The sequence below is a fragment of the Pseudomonas sp. SYWMCR5 genome, assembly GCF_057197165.1.
In genome coordinates this window covers 249,788-269,062 of sequence record NZ_JBXUNH010000002.1, presented here as the reverse complement: position 1 = coordinate 269,062, position 19,275 = coordinate 249,788, and the positions used below count along the sequence as shown (strand labels likewise).

Genomic DNA, 19,275 nt, shown 5'->3' with positions numbered 1-19,275 from the left:
GCTCACACCACCCTCTGCGTCAGGACGCCGCCGAAGCTTCCTCGCCCACCACTTCACGCGCTGCGTAGCGCTGCGCCAGCACCGCACACACCATCAGCTGGATCTGGTGGAACAGCATCAGCGGCAGGATCATCGCGCCGATCCCGCTCCCCACGAACAATACCTGAGCCATCGGCACCCCGGTGGCCAGGCTCTTCTTCGAGCCGGCAAACAGGATGGTGATGCGGTCTTCGACGCTGAAGCCCAGCACGCGCCCCAGCAAGCGGGTACCGAGCAGCACCACCGCCAGCAACACGCCGCAGGCGACGAACAGACCCAGCAAGTGCTGCGGCGAGACGGTACTCCACAAGCCCGTCACCACCGCTTCACTGAACGCGGTATAGACCACCAGCAGGATCGAACCCTGGTCGACGATCTTCAGCCAGCGTGCATTCTTCTTGACCCAGGCGCCGATCCAGCGACGGGCGATCTGCCCGGCCACGAAGGGCACCAGCAGCTGCAAGGTGATCTTCAGTACTGCATCGAGCCCCGAACCGGTATCGCCGTCAGCCCCCAGCAACAGCATCACCAGCAACGGCGTAAGGAAGATACCCAGCAGGCTGGAGGCCGCCGCGCTGCAGATCGCTGCCGGGACATTCCCACGTGCCAGCGAAGTGAAGGCGATGGCCGATTGCACGGTCGCCGGCAAGGCACACAGGTACAGCAAGCCCAGGTACAGCTCGTTGCCCACCAGCGGCACGAACAGGGGCTTGAACGCCAGGCCCAGCAACGGGAACAGGACGAAGGTGCACGAGAACACCAGAATGTGCAGGCGCCAGTGGCCGGCCCCGGCGATGATCGCCTCGCGGGACAGCTTGGCGCCGTGCAGGAAGAACAGCAGGGCAATCGCCAGGTTGGTCAGCCAGCCAAAGGCGACCGCGCCGTCACCCGAGCAGGGCAGCAAGGTGGCAAGCAGGACCACCGAGAGCAGGGTCAGGGTGAATTTATCGAAAAGCATGCGCAGGTACTTCATGAGGTGTCCGTCTTGTCATGGTGCAAGGCCTGACGATAAGGTCTGCGCTCTCTCGGCGCTAACGCCGGAACCCCCGCCAGTGTCGCTGAACGGACATTGGCCCTCTTCCAGGCAAGGAAACCTATCGATGTACAGCCTACGCCCCGTCCTGCTCACCCTGGCCCTGGCGGTGTCCGCCCCCCCTGCGCTGGCCGACGACCTGCAACGCCAGGTCGACGCCATCGTCCAGCCACTGATGCAGGCACAACACATTCCCGGCATGGCCGTGGCGGTCTACGCCAACGGCCAGGCGCACTACTTCAGCTACGGCGTGGCCGACAAGGACGACAACCGGCCTGTGACCCACGACACGCTTTTCGAGGTCGGCTCGGTGAGCAAGACCTACACCGCCACCCTCGTCGCCCTGGCCAGCGCCCAAGGCAAGCTCGACCTCGATGCCCCGGCCAGCCGCTACCAGCCAGCGCTGGCGAAGTCGGACCTGGGTACGGCGAGCGTGCTGGAGCTGGGCGCCTACAGTGCCGACTGCCTGCCCTTGCAGTTCCCCGACGCGGTGGCCAACGACGCGCAGGCGTTGGTGTTCCTCCAGCAATGGCAGCAGAAAACCGAGCGCGGCACCCGCCGTTGCTATTCCAATCCGAGCCTGGGACTGTTCGGCAACCTCGCGGCGCAGGCACAGAAGCGCCCGTTCGCCGAACTGATGCAGCAAGGCCTGCTCCCGAGCCTGGGCCTGAAGCACACCTACCTGCAGGTCCCGGCAGCAGAACGCGGCCACTACGCCCAGGGCTACGACGCCAATGAGCGCCCGATTCGCGTAAGCCCTGGCGCCTTCGCCGACGAAGCCTACGGCATCAAGACCAGCGCTACCGACATGCTCACCTACCTGCGCGCGCAACTCGATCCACGGGGATTGTCGGCGGATATGGCCAAGGCGATCGCCATCACCCACGGCGGCTACTTCCAGTTGGGCGACATGACCCAGGGCCTGGGCTGGGAACGCTACCCCTACCCGGTCGCACTCGACACCCTGATCAAGGGCAATGGTGTGCAGATGATCCGTGAGCCGCAAATCGCTACACGGCTGCAACCCGCACAACCGGCCGGCCCGGCGTACTGGTACAACAAGACCGGGGCCACTACCGGGTTCGGTGCCTACGTCGCCTTTGTGCCTGCCAAGGGGGTCGCCATCGCGCTGCTCGCCAATCGCAATTACCCCAACGATGAACGGGTCCGTGCAGCCCACGCGATCCTGTCTGCTGTAGCGCCTTGAGTGCCATGCATTTCAAGGTGTTTGCGTAGAGGCTGAGAGGGGTTCGCCGAAAGATTTTCAGCGTCTATGAGATCGAGCGCCGCGCGGGCGGCGCTCGATCTCATAGGCACTAAAAAACTTTCGGCAAGCCCCTGTCAGCCCTCACACAATCGCACGCGAACACCTTGAAAGGGATGACCTTGAGTGCGCGCTATTCCCCTGAAAAAGCAGGATTGTCCGACAAGATGTAGTGACTAAAAATTTTCACTACAAACCCATTGACGCCCTTCCCCAGCCTTGTGCATGATGAGGCCGTCTCCCTGATCGGGAGCGGTGGCAAGGGTGTTCCAGACGGCCTGCGCGGTAACGCAGGCCGTCCGTGGAGAGGGAAACTGTCCAAAAGGCAGCGTGAGAAAGCCCCTGTTGCGATGCTGCTGTAGCAGCCTTGGTAGAGCGCTACACCGCTGTGGCGCCAACTGTGAAAATCACCAACGAATGGGTAATGGGGGCTTTATGATGAACTTGAACAACAATCCTACGATCGACCAATTGGCTCAGCTGTTCGCCGCACGCAAGGACAGCCTCGACGACCACCTGCTGTGGGTCAGCCAGACTGGCGAGGTCCGCCTCGACCGCCTGCCGGCCAACACCGTCGAAGACGAATCCGACCTGCATATGCCCGACAGCATGTGCGCCCGTTTCAAGGTCTACCGCCGTGGCCAGGGCTACGTCGGCAAGAAGGCCGCCGCCGACACTCAGTTCGTCGAACGCGTACTCATGACCCTGCAACAAGAATGGCCTGCCGCCCGTGAGCAGCAGACCGTCAAGGTGATCGACCCACTCAACTGAGTTGTACACCGCTACTTGAGCCCGGCCCGCAAGGCCGGGCTTTTTCATGCCCGGAGCAGGCCCCTGCGATGGGCATCAATGAGTCGTCAGGATGACTTTTTGGCGGGCACCCGTGGCGTGAAGCGCCCTTTCTTGCTGCGCTGCAAGTGGGCCGGCTGAAGCTGCTCGGATTCGTCCAGGGTCATGTTGGCAAAACCCAGGTGAAAGGCCGTCTGGCCGCAACGTACCTGGCTGTTGATCGGGAATGCGTCGTTCAGGTCTTCGATATAGGACTCGCTCATACCCTGTCTCCCCTCCAAAGGCGACCGCGTCGGCAAGCAGCCTGCTTGCCCAGAGAAACACGGCTCGTTGAACTGAGACTAGCCGGTCATTTGCAGACCACCCGGACGAAAGACCTTTGCCCGACCAGTGGCACCTCGCCGCTATTTAAGACGCACAGCCGTCCCGGTGGCGAACACCACGACCATCCCACCCTGCACGGACGGCATGCTGATTTCGAAGTCCACGCCCACCACTGCATCGGCCTGCAAGCGACGTGCCCGCTCCAGCAGTTCCTCGGTGGCCTGCTCGCGCGCCTGGCGCAATGCGCTTTCCAGGGTTTGCGAGCGACCGCCGAAGAAGTCGCGCCAGCGTGCGAAGAAATCGCGCACGAAGTTGACGCCCTGCACCGATTCGGCGCTGACCACGCCGAGGTACTCGCTGATCGGGCGACCTTCGAGCTGGCTGGTAGTGGAAATGATCATGGGCGCGGCTCCGTGGTTCTGGAAAACCCCTGATGCTAACAGAGCCTCGCGTTCGACAGGTTACTGCGCGCTGGCAGCTCGCAGGCGTTGGCCCAGGCGGGGCCCGAAGACATTGATCAGCAGCCCCAGCATCACCAGCAGCGCCCCCCAACCCTGTGCGGCGCTCAGGCGCTCGTCGAGCAGCCAGGCCGAGGAGCTCAGGCCGATCACCGGCACCAGCAGCGAAAATGGCGCGACCTTGCCGGCCGGGTGACGCGAGAGCAATGTGCTCCACAGGCTGTAGCCGAGCATGGTGGCGACCAGCGCCAGGTAGAGCAACGCCAGCACCGAACTCATGCCGATGTTGGCCAGCGCATGACCGATGCGCTCCGGCCCCTCCAACCACCACGACAGCGCCAGGAACGGCAGCGGCGGGATCAACCCGCCCCAGATCACCAGGGCCACCAGGTCCACCGAGCCAAAGCGCCGGGTAATGATATTGCCCATGCCCCACATGGCGCCGGCGCACAGGGTCAACAGCAGCGCCACCAATGGCACATGACTGCTGTCTTCGCTGCCGATCACCGCAAGGCCGCCGGCCGCCACCAGCAACCCGAGCACACTGGCCGGGCGCAACCGCTCCCCCAGAAACAGCGCAGCGAAACCCAAGGTGAAGAACGCCTGCGATTGCAGTACCAACGAAGCCAGCCCCGGAGGCATGCCGCTGTACATGGCCTGGAACAGGAAGGCGAACTGCCCGAGGGAGATGGTCGCGCCATAGGCGATCAGCCAGCGCCAGGGCAGGTTCGGGCGCTTGATGAAGAGGATCGCCGGAAAGGCCACCAGCATGAAACGCAAGGCGCCGAGCAGCATGGGCGGAAGGCCGTCGAGCCCGACCTTGATGACCACGAAGTTGACGCCCCAGGCAATGATCACCAACAGGGCGATCAGCAGGTCCTTGACTGGCATTGCGGTGTTCCTTCTATCAGGCATTTCACGACATATTTCGTTACAGCATAAGGGTATTCCTTCGCCAGCGACCAGCACAGTTGCGGCCTAGGGTTGCGCAACAGTCAGCTGTTTATGCAAGTGGTGGATGGTTTGGCAGTGACCTCTTCGCTATCCCAAAAGTCGATGCCTGCGCATTGACCATCTTGTATATACATGATGATATAAGAGCAGAGTCATCCCTCAGGATGCCCTCCCCGCCCTACAACAACAAACCAGCGGAGCACCACATGTCCAGCAAGCCCGTGATCGAGCGGCGCTCGATCGACTACATTCCCGAAGCTGAACGCCACGGACGCGTGTACAGCCAGTTCACCCTGTGGCTGGGAGCCAATCTGCAGATCACCGCCATCGTGACCGGCGCCCTCGCCGTCGTGCTTGGCGGTGATGTGTTCTGGTCGCTGATCGGCCTGCTGCTGGGCCAAGTGATTGGCGGAGCGGTCATGGCCTTGCACGCCGCCCAGGGGCCGCGACTGGGGCTGCCGCAGATGATCTCCAGCCGCGTGCAGTTCGGCGTCTATGGCGCGGCCATCCCGATGGTGCTGGTGTGCTTGATGTACCTGGGGTTCACTGCCACCGGCACAGTGCTGTCGGGCCAGGCTATCGGCCAGTTGCTCAGTGTCAGCGACAGTGCCGGTATCCTGATCTTCGCTGGCGTGATCGTGCTGGCCACCCTCGCCGGCTACCGCGTGATCCACTGGATCGGCCGTGTCGCCAGCGTGCTGGGGATCATTGCGTTCGTCTATCTGTTCAGCCGTATCCTGATGCTCGCCGATATCGGCCAACTGCTCGACAACCGCCACTTCAGCTGGGCCTCGTTCCTGTTGGCGGTGTCGCTGGCCGCCTCGTGGCAGATCGCCTTCGGCCCCTACGTCGCCGATTATTCACGCTACCTGCCCAGCAACACGTCGCCGCTCAAGACCTTCCTCGCCGCCGGCCTGGGCTCGGTGATCGGCGCCCAGGCATCGATGATCCTCGGCGTGTTCGCCGCAGCGATTGCCGGCGGTCAGTTTTCGGGGCGTGAAGTGGCCTACATCGTCGGCCTGGGTGGCGCCGGCACCACCGCGGCGCTGCTGTACTTCGCCATCGCCTTCGGCAAGGTGACCATCTCAACCCTGAACAGCTACGGCAGCTTCATGTGCATCGCCACGATCATCAGCGGTTTTCGCGGCAGCCTGCAGATCAGTCGCTTGCAGCGCTTGTTGTTCGTGCTCGGCATCGTGGGTGCTGCGACGCTGGTGGCCCTGCTCGGTCAGCATTCGTTCCTGAGTGCGTTCAAGTCGTTCATCCTGTTCCTGCTGACCTTCTTCGTGCCCTGGAGCGCGGTCAACCTGGTGGACTACTACTTCATTACCCGCGAGCGTTACGACATCCCTGCCCTGGCCGATCCCGACGGGCGCTATGGCCGCTGGAACTGGCCCGGCATCATCGTCTACAGCATCGGCGTGCTGATCCAGATGCCCTTCATTGACACCAAGCTGTACACCGGACCCATGGTTGCGCACCTGGGCGGTGTCGATGTGTCGTGGCTGATCGGGTTGGTGGTACCCAGCGTGCTGTATTACTGGGTTGCCCGGGGCAAGGCCAGGCAAGCGCCGGCGCAGTTGATCGAACCCCAGGCACATTGACCGACGACACCGGTCTTTTGCAGAAGCGGCCTTTCGCTACAAAAAGCCGCTTCTGCCGTCAGTCCCGATAATCCGGCGCCACTTTCTCCAGCAAGCGCAACAGCGCCCCCCAGGCCAGCCCCATGGCATCCGGGTCCGCCAGCTCGCCGGGCTTGAGCGGCCTCGCCGGAGCATTGAACTGCTGCTCAGTATGCGCGCAGACCTCGGGCGATGGCAGCACCACCTTCCCGGCACTCTGCGCCGCCAACTGGATCTCGCAGGCCTTCTCCAGGTAGAACATGCGCAGAAACGCCTCGCCGGCCGTGCGCCCCACCGTCAGCAGCCCATGATTGCGCAGGATCATCACCGGCTTGTCCCCGAGGTCGGCGGCCAGTCGCTGCTGCTCGTCCATGTCCAGGGCGACACCCTCATAGTCGTGGTAAGCGACCTTGCCGTAGAACTCCATGGAGATCTGGTTGACCGGCAGCAGCCCGCACTCGAGCGCCGCCACCGCGCACCCGGCACGGGTGTGGGTGTGCAACACGCACTGGGCATCCTCGCGTGCGCCGTGGATGGCGCTGTGGATGACGAAGCCAGCCGGATTGACCGGGTACGGCGACGCCTCCACGGCACGCCCTTGCAGGTCGATTTTCACCAGGTTGGACGCGGTGATTTCCTCGAACAGCAGGCCATAGGGGTTGATCAGAAAATGATGCTCGGGGCCGGGCACGCGCACCGAGATGTGGGTGAAGATCAGGTCCGTCATGCGGAAATGCGCAATCAGCCGATAACAGGCGGCCAGTTCCTCACGCAGGGTACGTTCGCTGGGGTGCATGGTGTCATCCAGGGTTGTTCTTGTGGGGACGAGCTTATCCCAGTCCGAGGGGATGAGCCGAACGCTAGTCCTGCCAAAGTAAAAAAACAAGTTGATTTTTTACTGAAGGTACACTTCCATGAAAAAAAACAAGAACGCACACTGGAGCTCGTACGCATGTCGACTGCCTTCGCTCACCTGTTCGAACCCTTGCAGATCCGTGGCAAACGCCTGAAGAACCGCATCATGTCCAGTGGTCACGACACCTGCCTGCCCACCGACAATCTGGTCAACGACAAGCTCGTCGCCTATCAGCGCGCCCGCGCCGAGGGCGGCGCCGGCCTGATCGTGCTGCAGGTCGCCGGGGTTCACGACAGCGCGCGCTACACCTCGCATGTGCTGATGGCCACCGACGATGCCTGCATCGACGGTTACCGACGTATCGCCCAGGCCTGCCACGCACACGGCACCGTGGTGCTGTCGCAGCTGTTCCATCCCGGCCGGGAGATCATGGAATCGGCCGATGGCCTGCTGGCAGTGGCCTACTCGGCCTCGGCGGTGCCCAACGAGCGCTTTCGCGTGATGCCGCGCGCCCTGGAGCAGCCCATGATCGACGAAATCGTCCAGGGCTACGCCAGTGCAGCCCGGCGCCTGCACCAGGCCGGGCTGGACGGCGTCGAAGTGGTGGCCAGCCACGGTTACCTGCCCGCGCAGTTTCTCAATCCACGTGTCAACCGTCGTACCGATGGCTACAACGGCGACCTCGAAGCACGCCTGCGTTTTCTGCGCGAAGTGCTGGCAGCGGTGCGTGCAGCCACTGACGAACAGTTCATCGTCGGCCTGCGCATCAGTGCGGACGAGCGTGACAGCGAAGGCTTGAGCGAAGACGAATCACTGGCGGCCGCCATCGCGGTGCAGAATCAGGTCGATTACCTGCACATCGTCGCCGGCACCTCGGCGACCCTGGGTGGCGCGGTGCATATCGTCCCACCGATGGCCATCGAACCGGCCTACCTGGCCCGCGAAGCCGGTAGTTTCAAGGCGCGCCTGGACATCCCGCTGTTCGTCACTGGCCGTATCAACCAGCCGCAGGAAGCCGAACTGATTCTCGCCCGTGGCCAGGCCGATGTGTGCGGCATGACCCGTGCGCTGATCTGCGACCCGCAGATGCCGATCAAGACCGAACAAGGCCGTGTCGAAGACGTGCGCGCCTGCATCGCTTGCAACCAGGCCTGCATCGGCCACTTCCATCGGGGCCTGCCGATCTCCTGTATCCAGCACCCGGAAACCGGTCGTGAACTGCAGTACGGCACCGTCACACCTGCCCCCCGGCGCAAGCGTATCCTGGTGGCTGGCGGTGGTCCGGCAGGCATGAAGGCGGCCATCGTCGCCGCCGCCCGAGGCCATGAAGTGACGCTGTACGAAGCGGGCCCGCAGCTCGGCGGCCAGGTGCTGCTGGCGCAACTGCTGCCACGGCGCAGCGAGTTCGGCGGCGCCAGCACCAACTTGCAGCGCGAACTGGCACTGGCAGGGGTGCAGGTGGTACGCAATACCCGTGTAGACCGCGCGCTGGTCGAGCGCGAACGGCCAGACCTGGTGATCGCGGCCACCGGTGCCACCCCCTACTGGCCTGCATTTGAGCGCAGCGGCGAGCTGCAGGTGGTGGATGACTGGCAGGTGCTGCGCAACGAGCACGCCCTGGGGCGCTCGGTGCTGGTGCTGGACTGGCGCTGCGACTGGATCGCCCCAGGCATCGCCGAACGCCTGGTGCGCGAAGGTCATCAGGTGCAACTGGCTGTCAATGGCACTCACTGCGGCGAGAGCCTGCCGCTCTACGTGCGTGACCAGATGGCCGGCGAACTGCACCGCCTGGGTATCCCCATCACCCCCTACGCCCGCCTCTATGGCACCGACGACAACACCGTGTACTTGCAGCACACCGCCAGTGGCGAACCCATGATCTTCGAACAGATCGACACCCTGGTGCTGTGCCTCGGTCACCAGCCTGTCGACACCCTGGCCCAGGAACTGGCCGGGCTGGTCGAAGTACGGCGCATCGGCGATTGCCTGGCTCCACGAACCGCTGAAGAGGCAATCCATGACGGCCTGGCGGTTGCCTGGTCGCTCTGAGGCTGGTCATACTCCCGGTTTTTACCGATGGACCGACCCTCGATGAGCCAGCGCCCCCTCGTTCCGCAACTCGCCGAAGGCGGTGCCGCCGCGCCGCAGTTCCTCGGCACCCGAATCCGCGGCCTGCGCAAGCGCCGCGGCATGACCCTGGCGGAACTGGCCCGCCTCAGCGAGTTGACCGCTGGCTACATCAGCCAGCTGGAACGCAACCTGTCGTACCCCTCGATCCCGGCGCTGTTCAACATCGCCCGCAGCCTGGGGGTGACCATCCAGTGGTTCTTCGCCAGCGAAGCCAGCACCGCGCCCGAGGACCAGGGCTTCGTGGTGCGCAGGCAAAGCCGTCTGAGCGTGCATTACGAAGATGGCGTGGTCGACCAGTTGCTCACCCCGCAGCCCAACCGCCAGCTGGAGATGCTGCATTCGCGCTTCCCGCCGGGCGCCTACAGCCAGGAGAGCTACAGCCACGAAGGCGAGGAAGCCGGGTATGTGTTGTCAGGGCGTTTCGAGCTGTGGGTGGGAGAGCGCCACTTCCTGCTCGATGAAGGCGACAGCTTCAGTTTTCCCAGCCAGGAGCCGCACCGCTATGGCAACCCTGGCGAGGTGGACACGGTGGTCATCTGGGTGATCACGCCGCCCACCTTCTGACCGCTGGCCTGCGCCTGACCGTCATTTTTCATTCACACCGCTGTCGTAATCTGCCGGACATATCTGTGCCTCAAGGATCCCGGCATGCCCCGCCCGCTCGCTCTTCTGCTCTGCCTGCTGCCCCTGCTGGCTCAGGCGGAGCCAGCCACACTGCGTATCCAGGGCTCCAACACCATCGGCGCGGCGCTGGGCCCTGCGCTGGTGCGTGGGCTGCTGCAAAGCCAAGGTGCGCAAGACATCCGCAGCGAGCGCGGGAAACAGCCCAACGAGACTGATATCCGTGCCCGCGACGCCCAGGGTCAGCCATTGCTGATCACGATCGCCGCCCATGGTTCCAGCACCGGCTTCAGTGCCCTGAACAGTGGCGAAGCCGACCTTGCCGCCGCCTCGCGCCCGATTTCCGACCAGGAAGTGCTGCGACTGCAGCGCCTGGGCGACCTGCGCAGCGCGGCCAGCGAGCAGGTGATCGGCCTGGACGGCGTTGCGGTCATGGTGCACCCCGACAACCGCCTGCAGCAGTTGAGTACCGCGCAACTGGCCCAGGTCTTCTCCGGCCAGATCCAACGCTGGGAACAACTCGGTGTAGCAGGCGGCCCCATTCACCTGTACGCCCGTGACGATCGCTCCGGCACCTTCGAAACCTTTCGCGCGCTGGTACTGCAACCACGGGCACTGAAGCTCTCGCCACGGGCCGAACGCTTCGAATCCGGCGATGCCTTGGCCGAACGGGTCAAGGCCGATCCCGCGGCCATCGGTTTCAGCAGCCTGACCACAGTGCATGGCGCCAAGCTGCTGGCCATCGCCGAAGGCGATGCACCGGCCCTGTTGCCAACCGCCGCAGGCGTGGCCAGCGAAGACTATCCGCTGTCGCGGCGGTTGTTCTTCTACCTGCCGGCCCAAGCGACCGACCAGGCCAGGGCGCTGGCCGAATTCACCCAGGGCCCTGCCGGCCAGGCCATTGTCGCCGCTCAGGGTTTCGTCTCGCAGCAGGTCAAGGCATTGCCGGTCGCGGTGCAGGCCGAGATGCCCGCGCAATACCGTGCCCTGGCTGCGGAGGCCCGGCGGCTGAGCGTCAACTTCCGCTTCCAGGAGGGCAGCGCCAGCCTCGACAACAAGGCCCTGCGCGATGTGCAGCGGGTCAGCGACTACCTGCGCCAGGTCGGCAAGCTGCGTGACAAAGCGGTACTCGTGGGCTTTGGCGACCCCAAGGAAACGCCCGGCCGCGCCGCCCTGCTCTCGCGCCTGCGGGCCATGGCCGTGCGCCGTGAACTGGCGCGCAGCGGCGTGGAGATCCGGGATGTCACCGGCATGGGTGATGAACTGCCGGTAGCCGACAACGACCTGGAACAGGGGCGCCTGCGCAATCGCCGGGTGGAGGTGTGGGTCTACTGACCTGCCTGGCGCTTGCCCGAGGAGGCGCGATGCGCGTACCGTGCCGGGCATTCCCGTGCAGGAGAACCGTCGCGTGTCCCTCAAAGCCCTGCGTACCCTGGTCACCATCGCCCGCCACGGCACCTTCGCCCGCGCCGCCGACCTGCTGAGCCTGACCCCTTCGGCGGTAAGCCTGCACATCAAGACACTCGAAGACGAACTGCAAGTGCCGCTGTTCGACCGCAGCCGTCGCCAGGTGATACTCACCGAAGCCGGGCAACTGGCCGTAGCGCGCGCCGAAAGCATTCTCGCCGCCTACGACGAGCTGGCCGATACCCTGGCCAGCGGCCCGAGCCTGCGTGGACGCCTGCGTATCGGTGCGATCCATACCGTGCTCGCCCGGCGCCTGCCGAAGGCGCTGGTGTGGATCAAGGCGCACCATCCGCAACTGCACATCAGCGTGGTCTCGGGCATGTCCGCGGAACTTGCGCGGCGGATCGAGGACGGTGAGCTGGACGCCGCCATTACCACCGAACCGGTCAGCCCCTACCCGCAGAGCCTGCAGTTCAGCCCGCTGTTCTCCGACCGTTTCTGGGCCGTCGCCAGCCCCGACCTGGCCGGGCAAAGCCTGGCGCAACTGCTCGCCAACCAGCCGTTCCTGCGCTTCGACAAACGCGCCTGGGCCGGTCGGCAGATCGAACAGGAACTGCGCCGTCAGCATTTGCAGGTCAGCGAACAGATGGAGCTGGACAGCCAGGAAGCCCTGGCACGCATGGCTGCAATGGGCCTCGGGGTGGCGATCATCCCGATGAGCGACGACGACCTGCAACGGCTGCCGCCCGCCACGGTGCTGCCTTTTGGTGAGCCGCAACTGAGCCGCCACGTGGTGTTGCTGGAACATGAAAAGAGCCAGCGCCGTCACCTGAGCGCGGTACTCAGGACCGCCCTGGGCAGTTGATCAGGCAACTGCTTACGACCATGCAGTTTTTCTCAACGGTGAATGCAGAAAACAACGTTTTTTTCTGCTGACTCACCTCGCTAACCTGTGCCGGTACCCGACCACGGAACCGCGACCATGCTGCCTCTGCTCCTCACCACCCTGGTGCCCATCATCCTGCTGATCGCCCTGGGCACTCTGTTGCGGGTGCGCGGTTTTCTCGCGGAGGGTTTCTGGCCCGGCGCCGAGCGCCTGAGCTACTACGTGCTGCTGCCCTCACTGTTCCTGCATGGCCTGGCCACCGCCAACCTGGATGGAGTACCGGTGTTGGGCATGGTTGGGGTGCTGATGCTCTCGACCCTCGCAGGCGCGCTGCTGCTGGTGCTCTACCAGGGCGCGGCAGCCCACGATGGTGCTGATTTCACCTCGGTGTTCCAGGGTGGCATACGCTTCAACAACTACATTGGCGCGACCCTGGCGGCGGGCATCTACGGCAGCGCCGGCATCGCCCTGGCGGCCGTGGCCAACGCGGCGATCGTGCCGCTGGTCAATCTGCTTTGCGTACTGGTATTCGCCCGTTTCAGTGCTCGCCACAGCTCGCCACTGACCGTGCTGCGGGCGATCTTCGCCAATCCGTTGATCGTAGGTTGCGCGGGTGGCCTGCTGCTGCGGGTCACCGGGCTTGGCCTGCCGGCGGGGCTGGAGCCGACGGTCAAGGCCCTTGGCCAGGCCGCCCTGCCCCTCGGCTTGCTGTGCGTCGGAGCGGCATTGGGCGGCGCGCGGATGGGCCAGCAGGTCAAGCCCCTGGTGGCCGCCTCGGCGTTCAAGTTCCTGGTCATGCCACTGACCACCTTCGGCCTGTGTCGCCTGCTCGGTCTCAGCGGCCAGGCCGCCGTGGTGGCCGTGCTGTTCCAGGCGCTGCCCACCGCATCATCGTCCTACGTCATGGCCCGGCAGATGGGGGGCAATGCGCCGCTGATGGCGACCATCATCGCCTTGCAGACCGTCGCCGCAGCCGTCACCCTGCCATTGATGCTGAGCCTCACGCTAAGTTGAAACCACTGGCTAGAATGTAATCAGCTCACTGACGCGGAAGCCCGATCATGCGCCACCCGTGGATGGTCATCAGCCTGTTCCTGGCCCTGCCCGCAGGCCCGTTGCATGCCGCCGACAGCGCCAAGGCCGCAGTCGCTGAAGACAAGGCCCAGGCGCTGGAACAGAAAGTGGTAAACGACTCCCCGCCACCCAAGGCGCCGGAGAAGATCACCCCCACCGAGGTGCAGGCCGTGGATCCGGCCGGGCAAGCGCCGCTGGACGACAGCATCACCTGCCTTGCCCGCACCCTCTACTGGGAGGCCAAGGGCGCTGACGAGCAAGACATGAGCGCAGTGGCCAGTGTAGTGCTCAACCGCCTGGGCAAGGACGGCTTCCCCGACACCATCTGCGGCGTGGTCAAGCAAGGCGTCGAGAGCAAGAGCTGCCAGTTCTCCTGGTGGTGTGACGGGCGCCCTGACCAGGTCGAGGAAAAGGAGCGCTACGAGGTCGCCAAGGAAATCGCGCGCAAGGCATTGAACCAGCAGCTGCAGGACAGCACCGCGGGGGCGCTGTACTTCCATGATCGCACTGTGCGGCCAGATTGGGCCAAGGCCTATCGGCGCACAGCGCAGACCACGCATTTCATCTTCTACAAGCCCAACCAGGCACTGGCGCGATAGCGAGGCGACGGGCCATCAGAAATCGATGGTCCCGGAGAACTTGACCAGCCGTGGGTCGCCCTGGGTCAGGTAACCGCCGTTGGCCGAGGCCCAATAGTTCTTGTCGGTCAGGTTTTCGACGTTCATGCGCAAGGTGATGTCTTTTTCCTGCACCTTGAGGCGATAGCGCGCGCCCACGTCGAAGCGGTTCCAGGTCGGCAGGCTGAGGGTGTTGGCCGGGTTGGCGTACTGCCCGCCGGTGCGCAGCATGCGGGCATTGAGCGCCACGCCGTCGAGCCCAGGCACATCCCAGTCGACGCTGGCATTGAGCTGGAAGGTCGGGACCCCCACCGCTTTGTTGCCATCGTTGGTGCCGTTCTGGGTGTTCTTCAGCTCCGTGTCCATGCGCGTGCCACCGGCCATCAGGCGCAGGCCCGGCACCGGCTCGCCAAATACGCTGAGCTCGATCCCCTTGTTGACCTGCTCGCCGTCCTGCACATAGAGGTTGCCCTGCACATAGCCATCGGTGGGCCGCTCGATACGGAACAGCGCCAGGTTGGCACCGTAGGTCTGGCGGTCGAACTTGATGCCCGCCTCGATCTGCTTGGTCTTGGCCGGTGGGAACACCTCGCCGACGTTGACCACCTGGCCCGACGCCGTGGCGCCCTGGGCCAGGCCCTGGATGCTGTTGGCGTACAACGAGACCGACGGGTTGAGCTTGTAGACGATGCCATACACCGGTGTGGTGACCGCTTCGTCGTAGAACGCAGTGCGCCCGGCGTCCACACCCGTGCCGCGGTAGGCATAGCCTTCGACACGCAGTTGCTGGCGGCGTACGCCAGCGGTGAGCAGCAGCGTGTCGTCGAACAGCCCCACGGTATCGGACAGCGCCAGGCTGCGGTTGCGGGTCTTGCCGGTCACACCTGGGTCGTCGAGCATGCCGCCGACCAGCGTAGGCGTTGTCGGTTTGGGCAGTGGGCTGGTGTTGTAGATATTCGTGTTCTGCGAACTGTAGAAGACGTAGGCGTTTTCCTGCTGGGTCCAGATGCTCGCGGCGCCGAGATTCAGCTGGTGGCTCACCGGGCCCGTCTCGAAGCGGCCATTGATCCCGGCCATCAGGCTGGTGTTGTCTTCGTTGTGCGGGATCTGCGAACCACCGATGGTCGCGGCGCCCGTGGCAGCGTTGGTGAGGGCCGGCGTGCCATAGAAACCGTTCTCGCGGGTGTGCTTGACGCCCCCGCTGATGTAGCCACTCCAGTTCTCGTTGAAGTCGTAGTCGCCGCGCAGCATGCCGAAGGTATCCTCGGTCTCGGTCCACGACCAATCCTGGCCGTAGTTGTGATCGGCGCTCGGAGCACGCGGGATGCTGGTCACCGCCGAGCCCAGGCGCACCGAGTTGCGCAGGTGATTGACGCGCTGCTTCTGGTAACCGATGTCGGCCGACAGGCGCAGTTGGTCACCACGATAGTCCAGGCCTGCAACGAACAGCTTGCTGCGTTGGTCCTGGTCGTCCACGGCGGTTTCGCCTTCACGCTGGGACAGGTTCAGACGCGCGCCGAAACGGTTGTCTTCACCGAAACGCTGGCCGATGTCCAGGTGCTCGCCGATGCGCCCATCGCTGCTGATGTCCTGGGTATAACGACGAGTCGGCGTGTCGCCGGCGCGCTTGGGCTGCAGGTTGACGTTGCCACCAAGGCCGGTGCCAGTGGGGCTGGCGCCGTTGAGGAACGCATTGGGGCCCTTGAACAGCTCGACCCGCTCTACCGCGTCGGTGGAGATCATCTGCCGTGGCAGCACGCCGTACAGGCCATTGAACGACACGTCGTCGCCGCTCAACGGCAGGCCGCGGATCACGAAGACCTGGGACTGGTTGCCAAAGCCGAACGACTGGCGCACCGAGGGGTCATTGAGCAGCACATCACCAATGTCCTCGGCCTGTTGATCCTCGATCAACTGCGAGGTGTAGCTGGTCATGGTGAACGGCACGTCCATCATGTCCTGGTTGCCCAGCACGCCCATCTGCCCGCCACGGGCCAGCTGCCCACCTGCGAAGGCCTCCGGCAACTGAGTGCGAGGCGCCTTGACGGCATCGGCGTTGATCGCGGTGGCGTCGAGCTCCAGCGGCGCATCAGCGGCATGGGCGGCTACGCCAAGGGAACAGCAGAGGGCGAGCAGGGTCGGACGAAAAGGACAGGAACGTGCCATGAAAGGCTCCCGATAAAGTGAATGGAGCGCCTTCCTGGCATGCATGATTGCGATTGAGTCGTGTTTATAATAGATATTGCGAATGATTTCCAATCAATTGCACTTTTTCGCCCTTCGCCGGTCTACTGCCTCTTTTGCCGCAACAATCGGTTGTCGGTGGTTTACTGCAACGCACAAGACGAGGCCAAAAGCCTGCGGCTTGTGTAGGATGGGCAGCGCCAACACGAGGTCGCTGCCAGTCATAGGGAGATTCTTGATGCGCGTCCTGTCATCTGTTGCCTGCCTTGGCGCCCTGTCACTCGGCCTGGTCATTTCCACCAGTGCCCTGGCGATCAGCGGCGACGAAGCGCAACTGATCGAGTCGATCAATGCCTACCGCAGCCAGGCCCAGCGCTGCGGCGACGCAGGTTCGCTGGAGTTGCCGCCGCTCAATAGCGACACCCGCCTGGCGCTGTCGCCGGAAGGCACCCGCGACCTGCAGCAGGCCATGACCCGTGCCGCCTACCCCATGGTCAATGTCCAGGCCATCAGCTTGTCCGGGCCACGGGATGCCAAGGCGGCGATGAGCGCCATCGAAGAAAGCTTCTGCCAGGTGGTGCTCGACCCGCAGTTCGTGGATATCGGTGTCAGCCAGGAAGGCCGCGACTGGCGCATCGTGCTGGCACGCCCGCTGCTCAGCGGGCGCCTCGGCGACTGGCAAGCCGAAGGCCAGAAACTGCTGCAGGAGGTCAACGCCGCGCGCAAGATACCGCGCCAATGCGGTGGGCAGCCTTTCGCAGCAGCAGCGGCCCTGAGCTGGAATACCACGCTGGCCGGTGTCGCCGCCAACCACACGCGGGCGATGGCCAACCAGAACTTCTTCGACCACATCGACCGCGACGGCCGCACGCCGGGTGATCGGGCCGAGCTTGCCGGCTATCTGTATCAGCAGATCGGCGAAAACATCGCTGCCGGCCGCGATACGCCACGCAAGGTGGTCGATGGGTGGCTGGCCAGCCCTGGCCACTGCGCAACGCTGATGAACCCGGATTACCGCGAATTGGGCGCAGCCTATGCCGTAGATCCCAAGAGCGATGCGGGGATCTACTGGACGGCATTGTTCGGGTCGCCGCAGTAAGGCGGATGCATGGGGCCGCTGCGCGCCCCATCGCGGGTCAAGTCGGAGCGCCGCCCCCCCCGCTCCTGCAGATAGGATCAAGGGTGCCTCGCCCCGCCATCAGACTGGTCAAATGGCGCGCAGCGTCTTTACTTAACGCTACGACCCTCAGGAACGGTGCAGCCTATGAAGATCGTAGTCACCAGCATCCTCGTCGACGACCAGGCCAAGGCTCTGGCTTTCTATCATCACGTTCTGGGCTTCCAGCCCAAACACGACATCCCGATGGGCCAGTACCGCTGGCTCACCCTCACCTCCCCCAACGACCCCAATGGTGTCGAGCTGCTGCTCGAGCGCGACGCTCATCCGGCTGCCAAAACCTACAAGGCCGCGCTCAAGGCCGACGGCATCCCGGCCACCTCCTTCGCCGTGCGTGACATCCAGGCCGAGTACACGCGCCTGTGCGCCGGCGGCGTGCAGTTCACCCAGCCGCCTACGCCCATGGGGCCTGTCACCGTGGCGGTGTTCGACGATACCTGTGGCAACCTGATCCAGATCGCCCAACGCCATTGATCACAGCGGACTGCCGGCAGAGGCGACAGCCCTCACGGCATCCGCTACATTCTGTTTACCCGCCAGCGCACATAGAACAAGGAAAATCCGATGCGCTACGAATTCAGCGAAGTCCTGAACGACCTGGTCGACTATTTCCTCGTCGGCGACATACAGCGCCTGGCGCGTTTCAAGGATGACAACGCGCTACCCGACGACCTTGCCCACGAATTCACCCACCCCCGCACCGACACCGACAGCGGCGACCGCGCCGTGCTCGAAGGCGTGGTACTGCCCCTGGCAGGCATCGATAACCTGCCCTACCGCATCATCTTCAGCCTCGACGAACGAACCCCGGCCCTGCTCGAAGCCGGCAGTCGCGTGGCACACCGCCGCGCAGGCTACGTGCTGCACGTGGAGAACCGCGCGCTGATGCTGTTCACCTGGCGCATGCTGCAGCACTTCACCAACAAAACCCTTGGCGACTTCATGGCCCGCTACCAGGTGCCGGGCCGACCGACGATCGAACTCGACAACGGCTGGTACCAGGTCGAGGTCCTTGCCGGCGCAGTAGTACGTGACGGGCTGTACGAGCCGGCGTTCGAGTTCCTGCTCAGTCGCACCCACTGCCACCGGCCAGCCCCCGATATCGACATTGGCTATCGCTTTTCGCTGGGCGGCGAAGTGCCCTCCGTCATCCCGCACTGATCCACCGCTCACCACGCCCCACCCTCGGCGAGCCCCTGCAGGCGCCGGTAGTCGCGCAGCACGTTGGGCACATAGCGCCGGGTTTCGGCAAAGGGCGGCACCACGCGACCACGGCTGATCACCGCGTCGGGCCCGGCGTTGTAGGCTGCCACGGCCAGGGTGATGTCGTTGTCGAACAGCCTGAGCATGCGCTTCAGGTAGCGCGCCCCGCCCTGCACATTGTCTTTGGGGTCGAGGACGTCCTTGACCCCCATCTCCCGGGCAGTATCGGGCATCAACTGCATCAATCCGGCAGCCCCCTTGGCCGAGCGGGCCTTGGGGTTGTAGCCGGACTCGGCCTTGATCACGGCATGCAGCAACGCCTGGGGCACTTCATGCAGGCGGGCCGCATCCGCTACCAGGTCAGCGTAGGGGCGCCCAGTCAACAGTTGCGCCTCCAGAGGGCCGGCCTGGGGGCGGGTCTCGCTGATGACCCGCTCATACTGGCGCCCCGGTCGATGCACGTTGGACAGCACGTAGGTGCCACCCGCGCCGATGGAGATGTACACGTCAGCCTGGGCCGCACCTGCCAGCAGCCCGATCAAGCCAAGGATGAGTCCACGCATGTCGCTCGTCTCCCCGCCGTGCCCCCCGATGTGGGGGAAATGCCCCGAAAAACCTGGGCCCTGCAGCTCTCACG

At 64.4% G+C, this 19,275-nt stretch carries 19 protein-coding genes; 12 read left to right on the top strand and 7 right to left on the bottom strand.

What is annotated here, in order from left to right:
* Positions 1–19: 19 nt before the first annotated feature.
* Positions 20–1,012, bottom strand: a complete 993-nt coding sequence (locus AC2CGW_RS07105) for a bile acid:sodium symporter family protein (protein ID WP_186664360.1) — start codon at positions 1,010–1,012, stop codon at positions 20–22.
* 127 nt (positions 1,013–1,139) lie between these two features.
* On the opposite strand from AC2CGW_RS07105, the gene ampC reads away from it, so the two are divergent.
* Together ampC and AC2CGW_RS07095 are read left to right on the top strand one after the other, a co-directional pair.
* Entirely contained in the window at positions 1,140–2,279 is a 1,140-nt protein-coding gene (ampC, locus tag AC2CGW_RS07100; protein WP_484573764.1) for a class C beta-lactamase, read from the top strand.
* Positions 2,280–2,771: 492 nt separating this feature from the next.
* A complete protein-coding gene (locus tag AC2CGW_RS07095) occupies positions 2,772–3,107 on the top strand; it encodes a hypothetical protein (RefSeq protein WP_186664356.1) in 336 nt (111 codons plus the stop codon).
* A gap of 86 nt (positions 3,108–3,193) precedes the next feature.
* On the opposite strand, the gene AC2CGW_RS07090 is transcribed toward AC2CGW_RS07095, so the two are convergent.
* From AC2CGW_RS07090 to AC2CGW_RS07080, 3 genes are all read right to left on the bottom strand, one after another.
* Complete coding sequence (locus AC2CGW_RS07090; protein ID WP_186664354.1) at positions 3,194–3,388, bottom strand: hypothetical protein; 195 nt, start codon at positions 3,386–3,388, stop codon at positions 3,194–3,196.
* A gap of 141 nt (positions 3,389–3,529) precedes the next feature.
* Positions 3,530–3,850 (bottom strand): YbjQ family protein, encoded by a 321-nt coding sequence (locus tag AC2CGW_RS07085; RefSeq protein WP_186708985.1) that lies wholly within the window; start codon positions 3,848–3,850, stop codon positions 3,530–3,532.
* A 60-nt stretch (positions 3,851–3,910) separates the two neighbouring features.
* On the bottom strand, positions 3,911–4,798 hold the full coding sequence (locus AC2CGW_RS07080; protein ID WP_484573763.1) for an EamA family transporter: 888 nt from the start codon (positions 4,796–4,798) through the stop codon (positions 3,911–3,913).
* Between the two features lie 269 nt (positions 4,799–5,067).
* Between AC2CGW_RS07080 and AC2CGW_RS07075 the strand changes: the two genes are divergently transcribed.
* Complete coding sequence (locus tag AC2CGW_RS07075) at positions 5,068–6,465, top strand: purine-cytosine permease family protein (protein WP_186664349.1); 1,398 nt, start codon at positions 5,068–5,070, stop codon at positions 6,463–6,465.
* A gap of 58 nt (positions 6,466–6,523) precedes the next feature.
* Here AC2CGW_RS07075 and AC2CGW_RS07070 read toward each other — a convergent pair whose 3' ends face one another.
* Complete coding sequence (locus AC2CGW_RS07070) at positions 6,524–7,291, bottom strand: class II aldolase/adducin family protein (RefSeq protein WP_484574005.1); 768 nt, start codon at positions 7,289–7,291, stop codon at positions 6,524–6,526.
* A gap of 144 nt (positions 7,292–7,435) precedes the next feature.
* Between AC2CGW_RS07070 and AC2CGW_RS07065 the strand changes: the two genes are divergently transcribed.
* The 6 genes from AC2CGW_RS07065 to AC2CGW_RS07040 all read left to right on the top strand — a co-directional run bounded on the left by AC2CGW_RS07065 (position 7,436) and on the right by AC2CGW_RS07040 (position 14,056).
* Entirely contained in the window at positions 7,436–9,388 is a 1,953-nt protein-coding gene (locus AC2CGW_RS07065) for an oxidoreductase (RefSeq protein WP_484573762.1), read from the top strand.
* Positions 9,389–9,430: 42 nt separating this feature from the next.
* The gene (locus AC2CGW_RS07060; RefSeq protein ID WP_186664345.1) at positions 9,431–10,033 is read left to right on the top strand and encodes a cupin domain-containing protein; all 603 of its coding nucleotides are present in this window, start codon (positions 9,431–9,433) and stop codon (positions 10,031–10,033) included.
* Positions 10,034–10,117: 84 nt separating this feature from the next.
* Positions 10,118–11,425, top strand: a complete 1,308-nt coding sequence (locus AC2CGW_RS07055) for a substrate-binding domain-containing protein (protein WP_484573761.1) — start codon at positions 10,118–10,120, stop codon at positions 11,423–11,425.
* A gap of 73 nt (positions 11,426–11,498) precedes the next feature.
* Positions 11,499–12,362, top strand: coding sequence for a LysR family transcriptional regulator (locus AC2CGW_RS07050; protein ID WP_186664341.1), 864 nt, complete (start codon positions 11,499–11,501; stop codon positions 12,360–12,362).
* 117 nt (positions 12,363–12,479) lie between these two features.
* Positions 12,480–13,397: an AEC family transporter gene (locus tag AC2CGW_RS07045; RefSeq protein WP_186664339.1), complete on the top strand. Its 918-nt coding sequence runs from the start codon at positions 12,480–12,482 to the stop codon at positions 13,395–13,397.
* A 47-nt stretch (positions 13,398–13,444) separates the two neighbouring features.
* Complete coding sequence (locus AC2CGW_RS07040; RefSeq protein ID WP_186708955.1) at positions 13,445–14,056, top strand: cell wall hydrolase; 612 nt, start codon at positions 13,445–13,447, stop codon at positions 14,054–14,056.
* Between the two features lie 15 nt (positions 14,057–14,071).
* Here AC2CGW_RS07040 and AC2CGW_RS07035 read toward each other — a convergent pair whose 3' ends face one another.
* Positions 14,072–16,240 (bottom strand): TonB-dependent receptor, encoded by a 2,169-nt coding sequence (locus AC2CGW_RS07035; protein ID WP_484573760.1) that lies wholly within the window; start codon positions 16,238–16,240, stop codon positions 14,072–14,074.
* A 256-nt stretch (positions 16,241–16,496) separates the two neighbouring features.
* On the opposite strand from AC2CGW_RS07035, the gene AC2CGW_RS07030 reads away from it, so the two are divergent.
* The 3 genes from AC2CGW_RS07030 to AC2CGW_RS07020 all read left to right on the top strand — a co-directional run bounded on the left by AC2CGW_RS07030 (position 16,497) and on the right by AC2CGW_RS07020 (position 18,596).
* Positions 16,497–17,357, top strand: coding sequence for a CAP domain-containing protein (locus AC2CGW_RS07030; protein ID WP_186664333.1), 861 nt, complete (start codon positions 16,497–16,499; stop codon positions 17,355–17,357).
* Between the two features lie 165 nt (positions 17,358–17,522).
* Entirely contained in the window at positions 17,523–17,909 is a 387-nt protein-coding gene (locus AC2CGW_RS07025) for a VOC family protein (protein WP_186664331.1), read from the top strand.
* Positions 17,910–17,999: 90 nt separating this feature from the next.
* A complete protein-coding gene (locus AC2CGW_RS07020; protein WP_484573759.1) occupies positions 18,000–18,596 on the top strand; it encodes a hypothetical protein in 597 nt (198 codons plus the stop codon).
* Between the two features lie 8 nt (positions 18,597–18,604).
* On the opposite strand, the gene AC2CGW_RS07015 is transcribed toward AC2CGW_RS07020, so the two are convergent.
* Positions 18,605–19,201, bottom strand: a complete 597-nt coding sequence (locus AC2CGW_RS07015) for a lytic transglycosylase domain-containing protein (protein ID WP_186664327.1) — start codon at positions 19,199–19,201, stop codon at positions 18,605–18,607.
* Positions 19,202–19,275: the final 74 nt, after the last annotated feature.

Bases quoted from the DNA above. Each gene is read 5' to 3' on its own strand.
- AC2CGW_RS07105 (WP_186664360.1), bottom strand. From the start codon at position 1,012: ATGAAGTACCTGCGCATGCTTTTCGATAAATTCACCCTGACCCTGCTC.
- ampC (WP_484573764.1), top strand. From the start codon at position 1,140: ATGTACAGCCTACGCCCCGTCCTGCTCACCCTGGCCCTGGCGGTGTCC.
- AC2CGW_RS07095 (WP_186664356.1), top strand. From the start codon at position 2,772: ATGATGAACTTGAACAACAATCCTACGATCGACCAATTGGCTCAGCTG.
- AC2CGW_RS07090 (WP_186664354.1), bottom strand. From the start codon at position 3,388: ATGAGCGAGTCCTATATCGAAGACCTGAACGACGCATTCCCGATCAAC.
- AC2CGW_RS07085 (WP_186708985.1), bottom strand. From the start codon at position 3,850: ATGATCATTTCCACTACCAGCCAGCTCGAAGGTCGCCCGATCAGCGAG.
- AC2CGW_RS07080 (WP_484573763.1), bottom strand. From the start codon at position 4,798: ATGCCAGTCAAGGACCTGCTGATCGCCCTGTTGGTGATCATTGCCTGG.
- AC2CGW_RS07075 (WP_186664349.1), top strand. From the start codon at position 5,068: ATGTCCAGCAAGCCCGTGATCGAGCGGCGCTCGATCGACTACATTCCC.
- AC2CGW_RS07065 (WP_484573762.1), top strand. From the start codon at position 7,436: ATGTCGACTGCCTTCGCTCACCTGTTCGAACCCTTGCAGATCCGTGGC.
- AC2CGW_RS07060 (WP_186664345.1), top strand. From the start codon at position 9,431: ATGAGCCAGCGCCCCCTCGTTCCGCAACTCGCCGAAGGCGGTGCCGCC.
- AC2CGW_RS07055 (WP_484573761.1), top strand. From the start codon at position 10,118: ATGCCCCGCCCGCTCGCTCTTCTGCTCTGCCTGCTGCCCCTGCTGGCT.
- AC2CGW_RS07045 (WP_186664339.1), top strand. From the start codon at position 12,480: ATGCTGCCTCTGCTCCTCACCACCCTGGTGCCCATCATCCTGCTGATC.
- AC2CGW_RS07040 (WP_186708955.1), top strand. From the start codon at position 13,445: ATGCGCCACCCGTGGATGGTCATCAGCCTGTTCCTGGCCCTGCCCGCA.
- AC2CGW_RS07035 (WP_484573760.1), bottom strand. From the start codon at position 16,240: ATGGCACGTTCCTGTCCTTTTCGTCCGACCCTGCTCGCCCTCTGCTGT.
- AC2CGW_RS07030 (WP_186664333.1), top strand. From the start codon at position 16,497: ATGCGCGTCCTGTCATCTGTTGCCTGCCTTGGCGCCCTGTCACTCGGC.
- AC2CGW_RS07025 (WP_186664331.1), top strand. From the start codon at position 17,523: ATGAAGATCGTAGTCACCAGCATCCTCGTCGACGACCAGGCCAAGGCT.
- AC2CGW_RS07020 (WP_484573759.1), top strand. From the start codon at position 18,000: ATGCGCTACGAATTCAGCGAAGTCCTGAACGACCTGGTCGACTATTTC.
- AC2CGW_RS07015 (WP_186664327.1), bottom strand. From the start codon at position 19,201: ATGCGTGGACTCATCCTTGGCTTGATCGGGCTGCTGGCAGGTGCGGCC.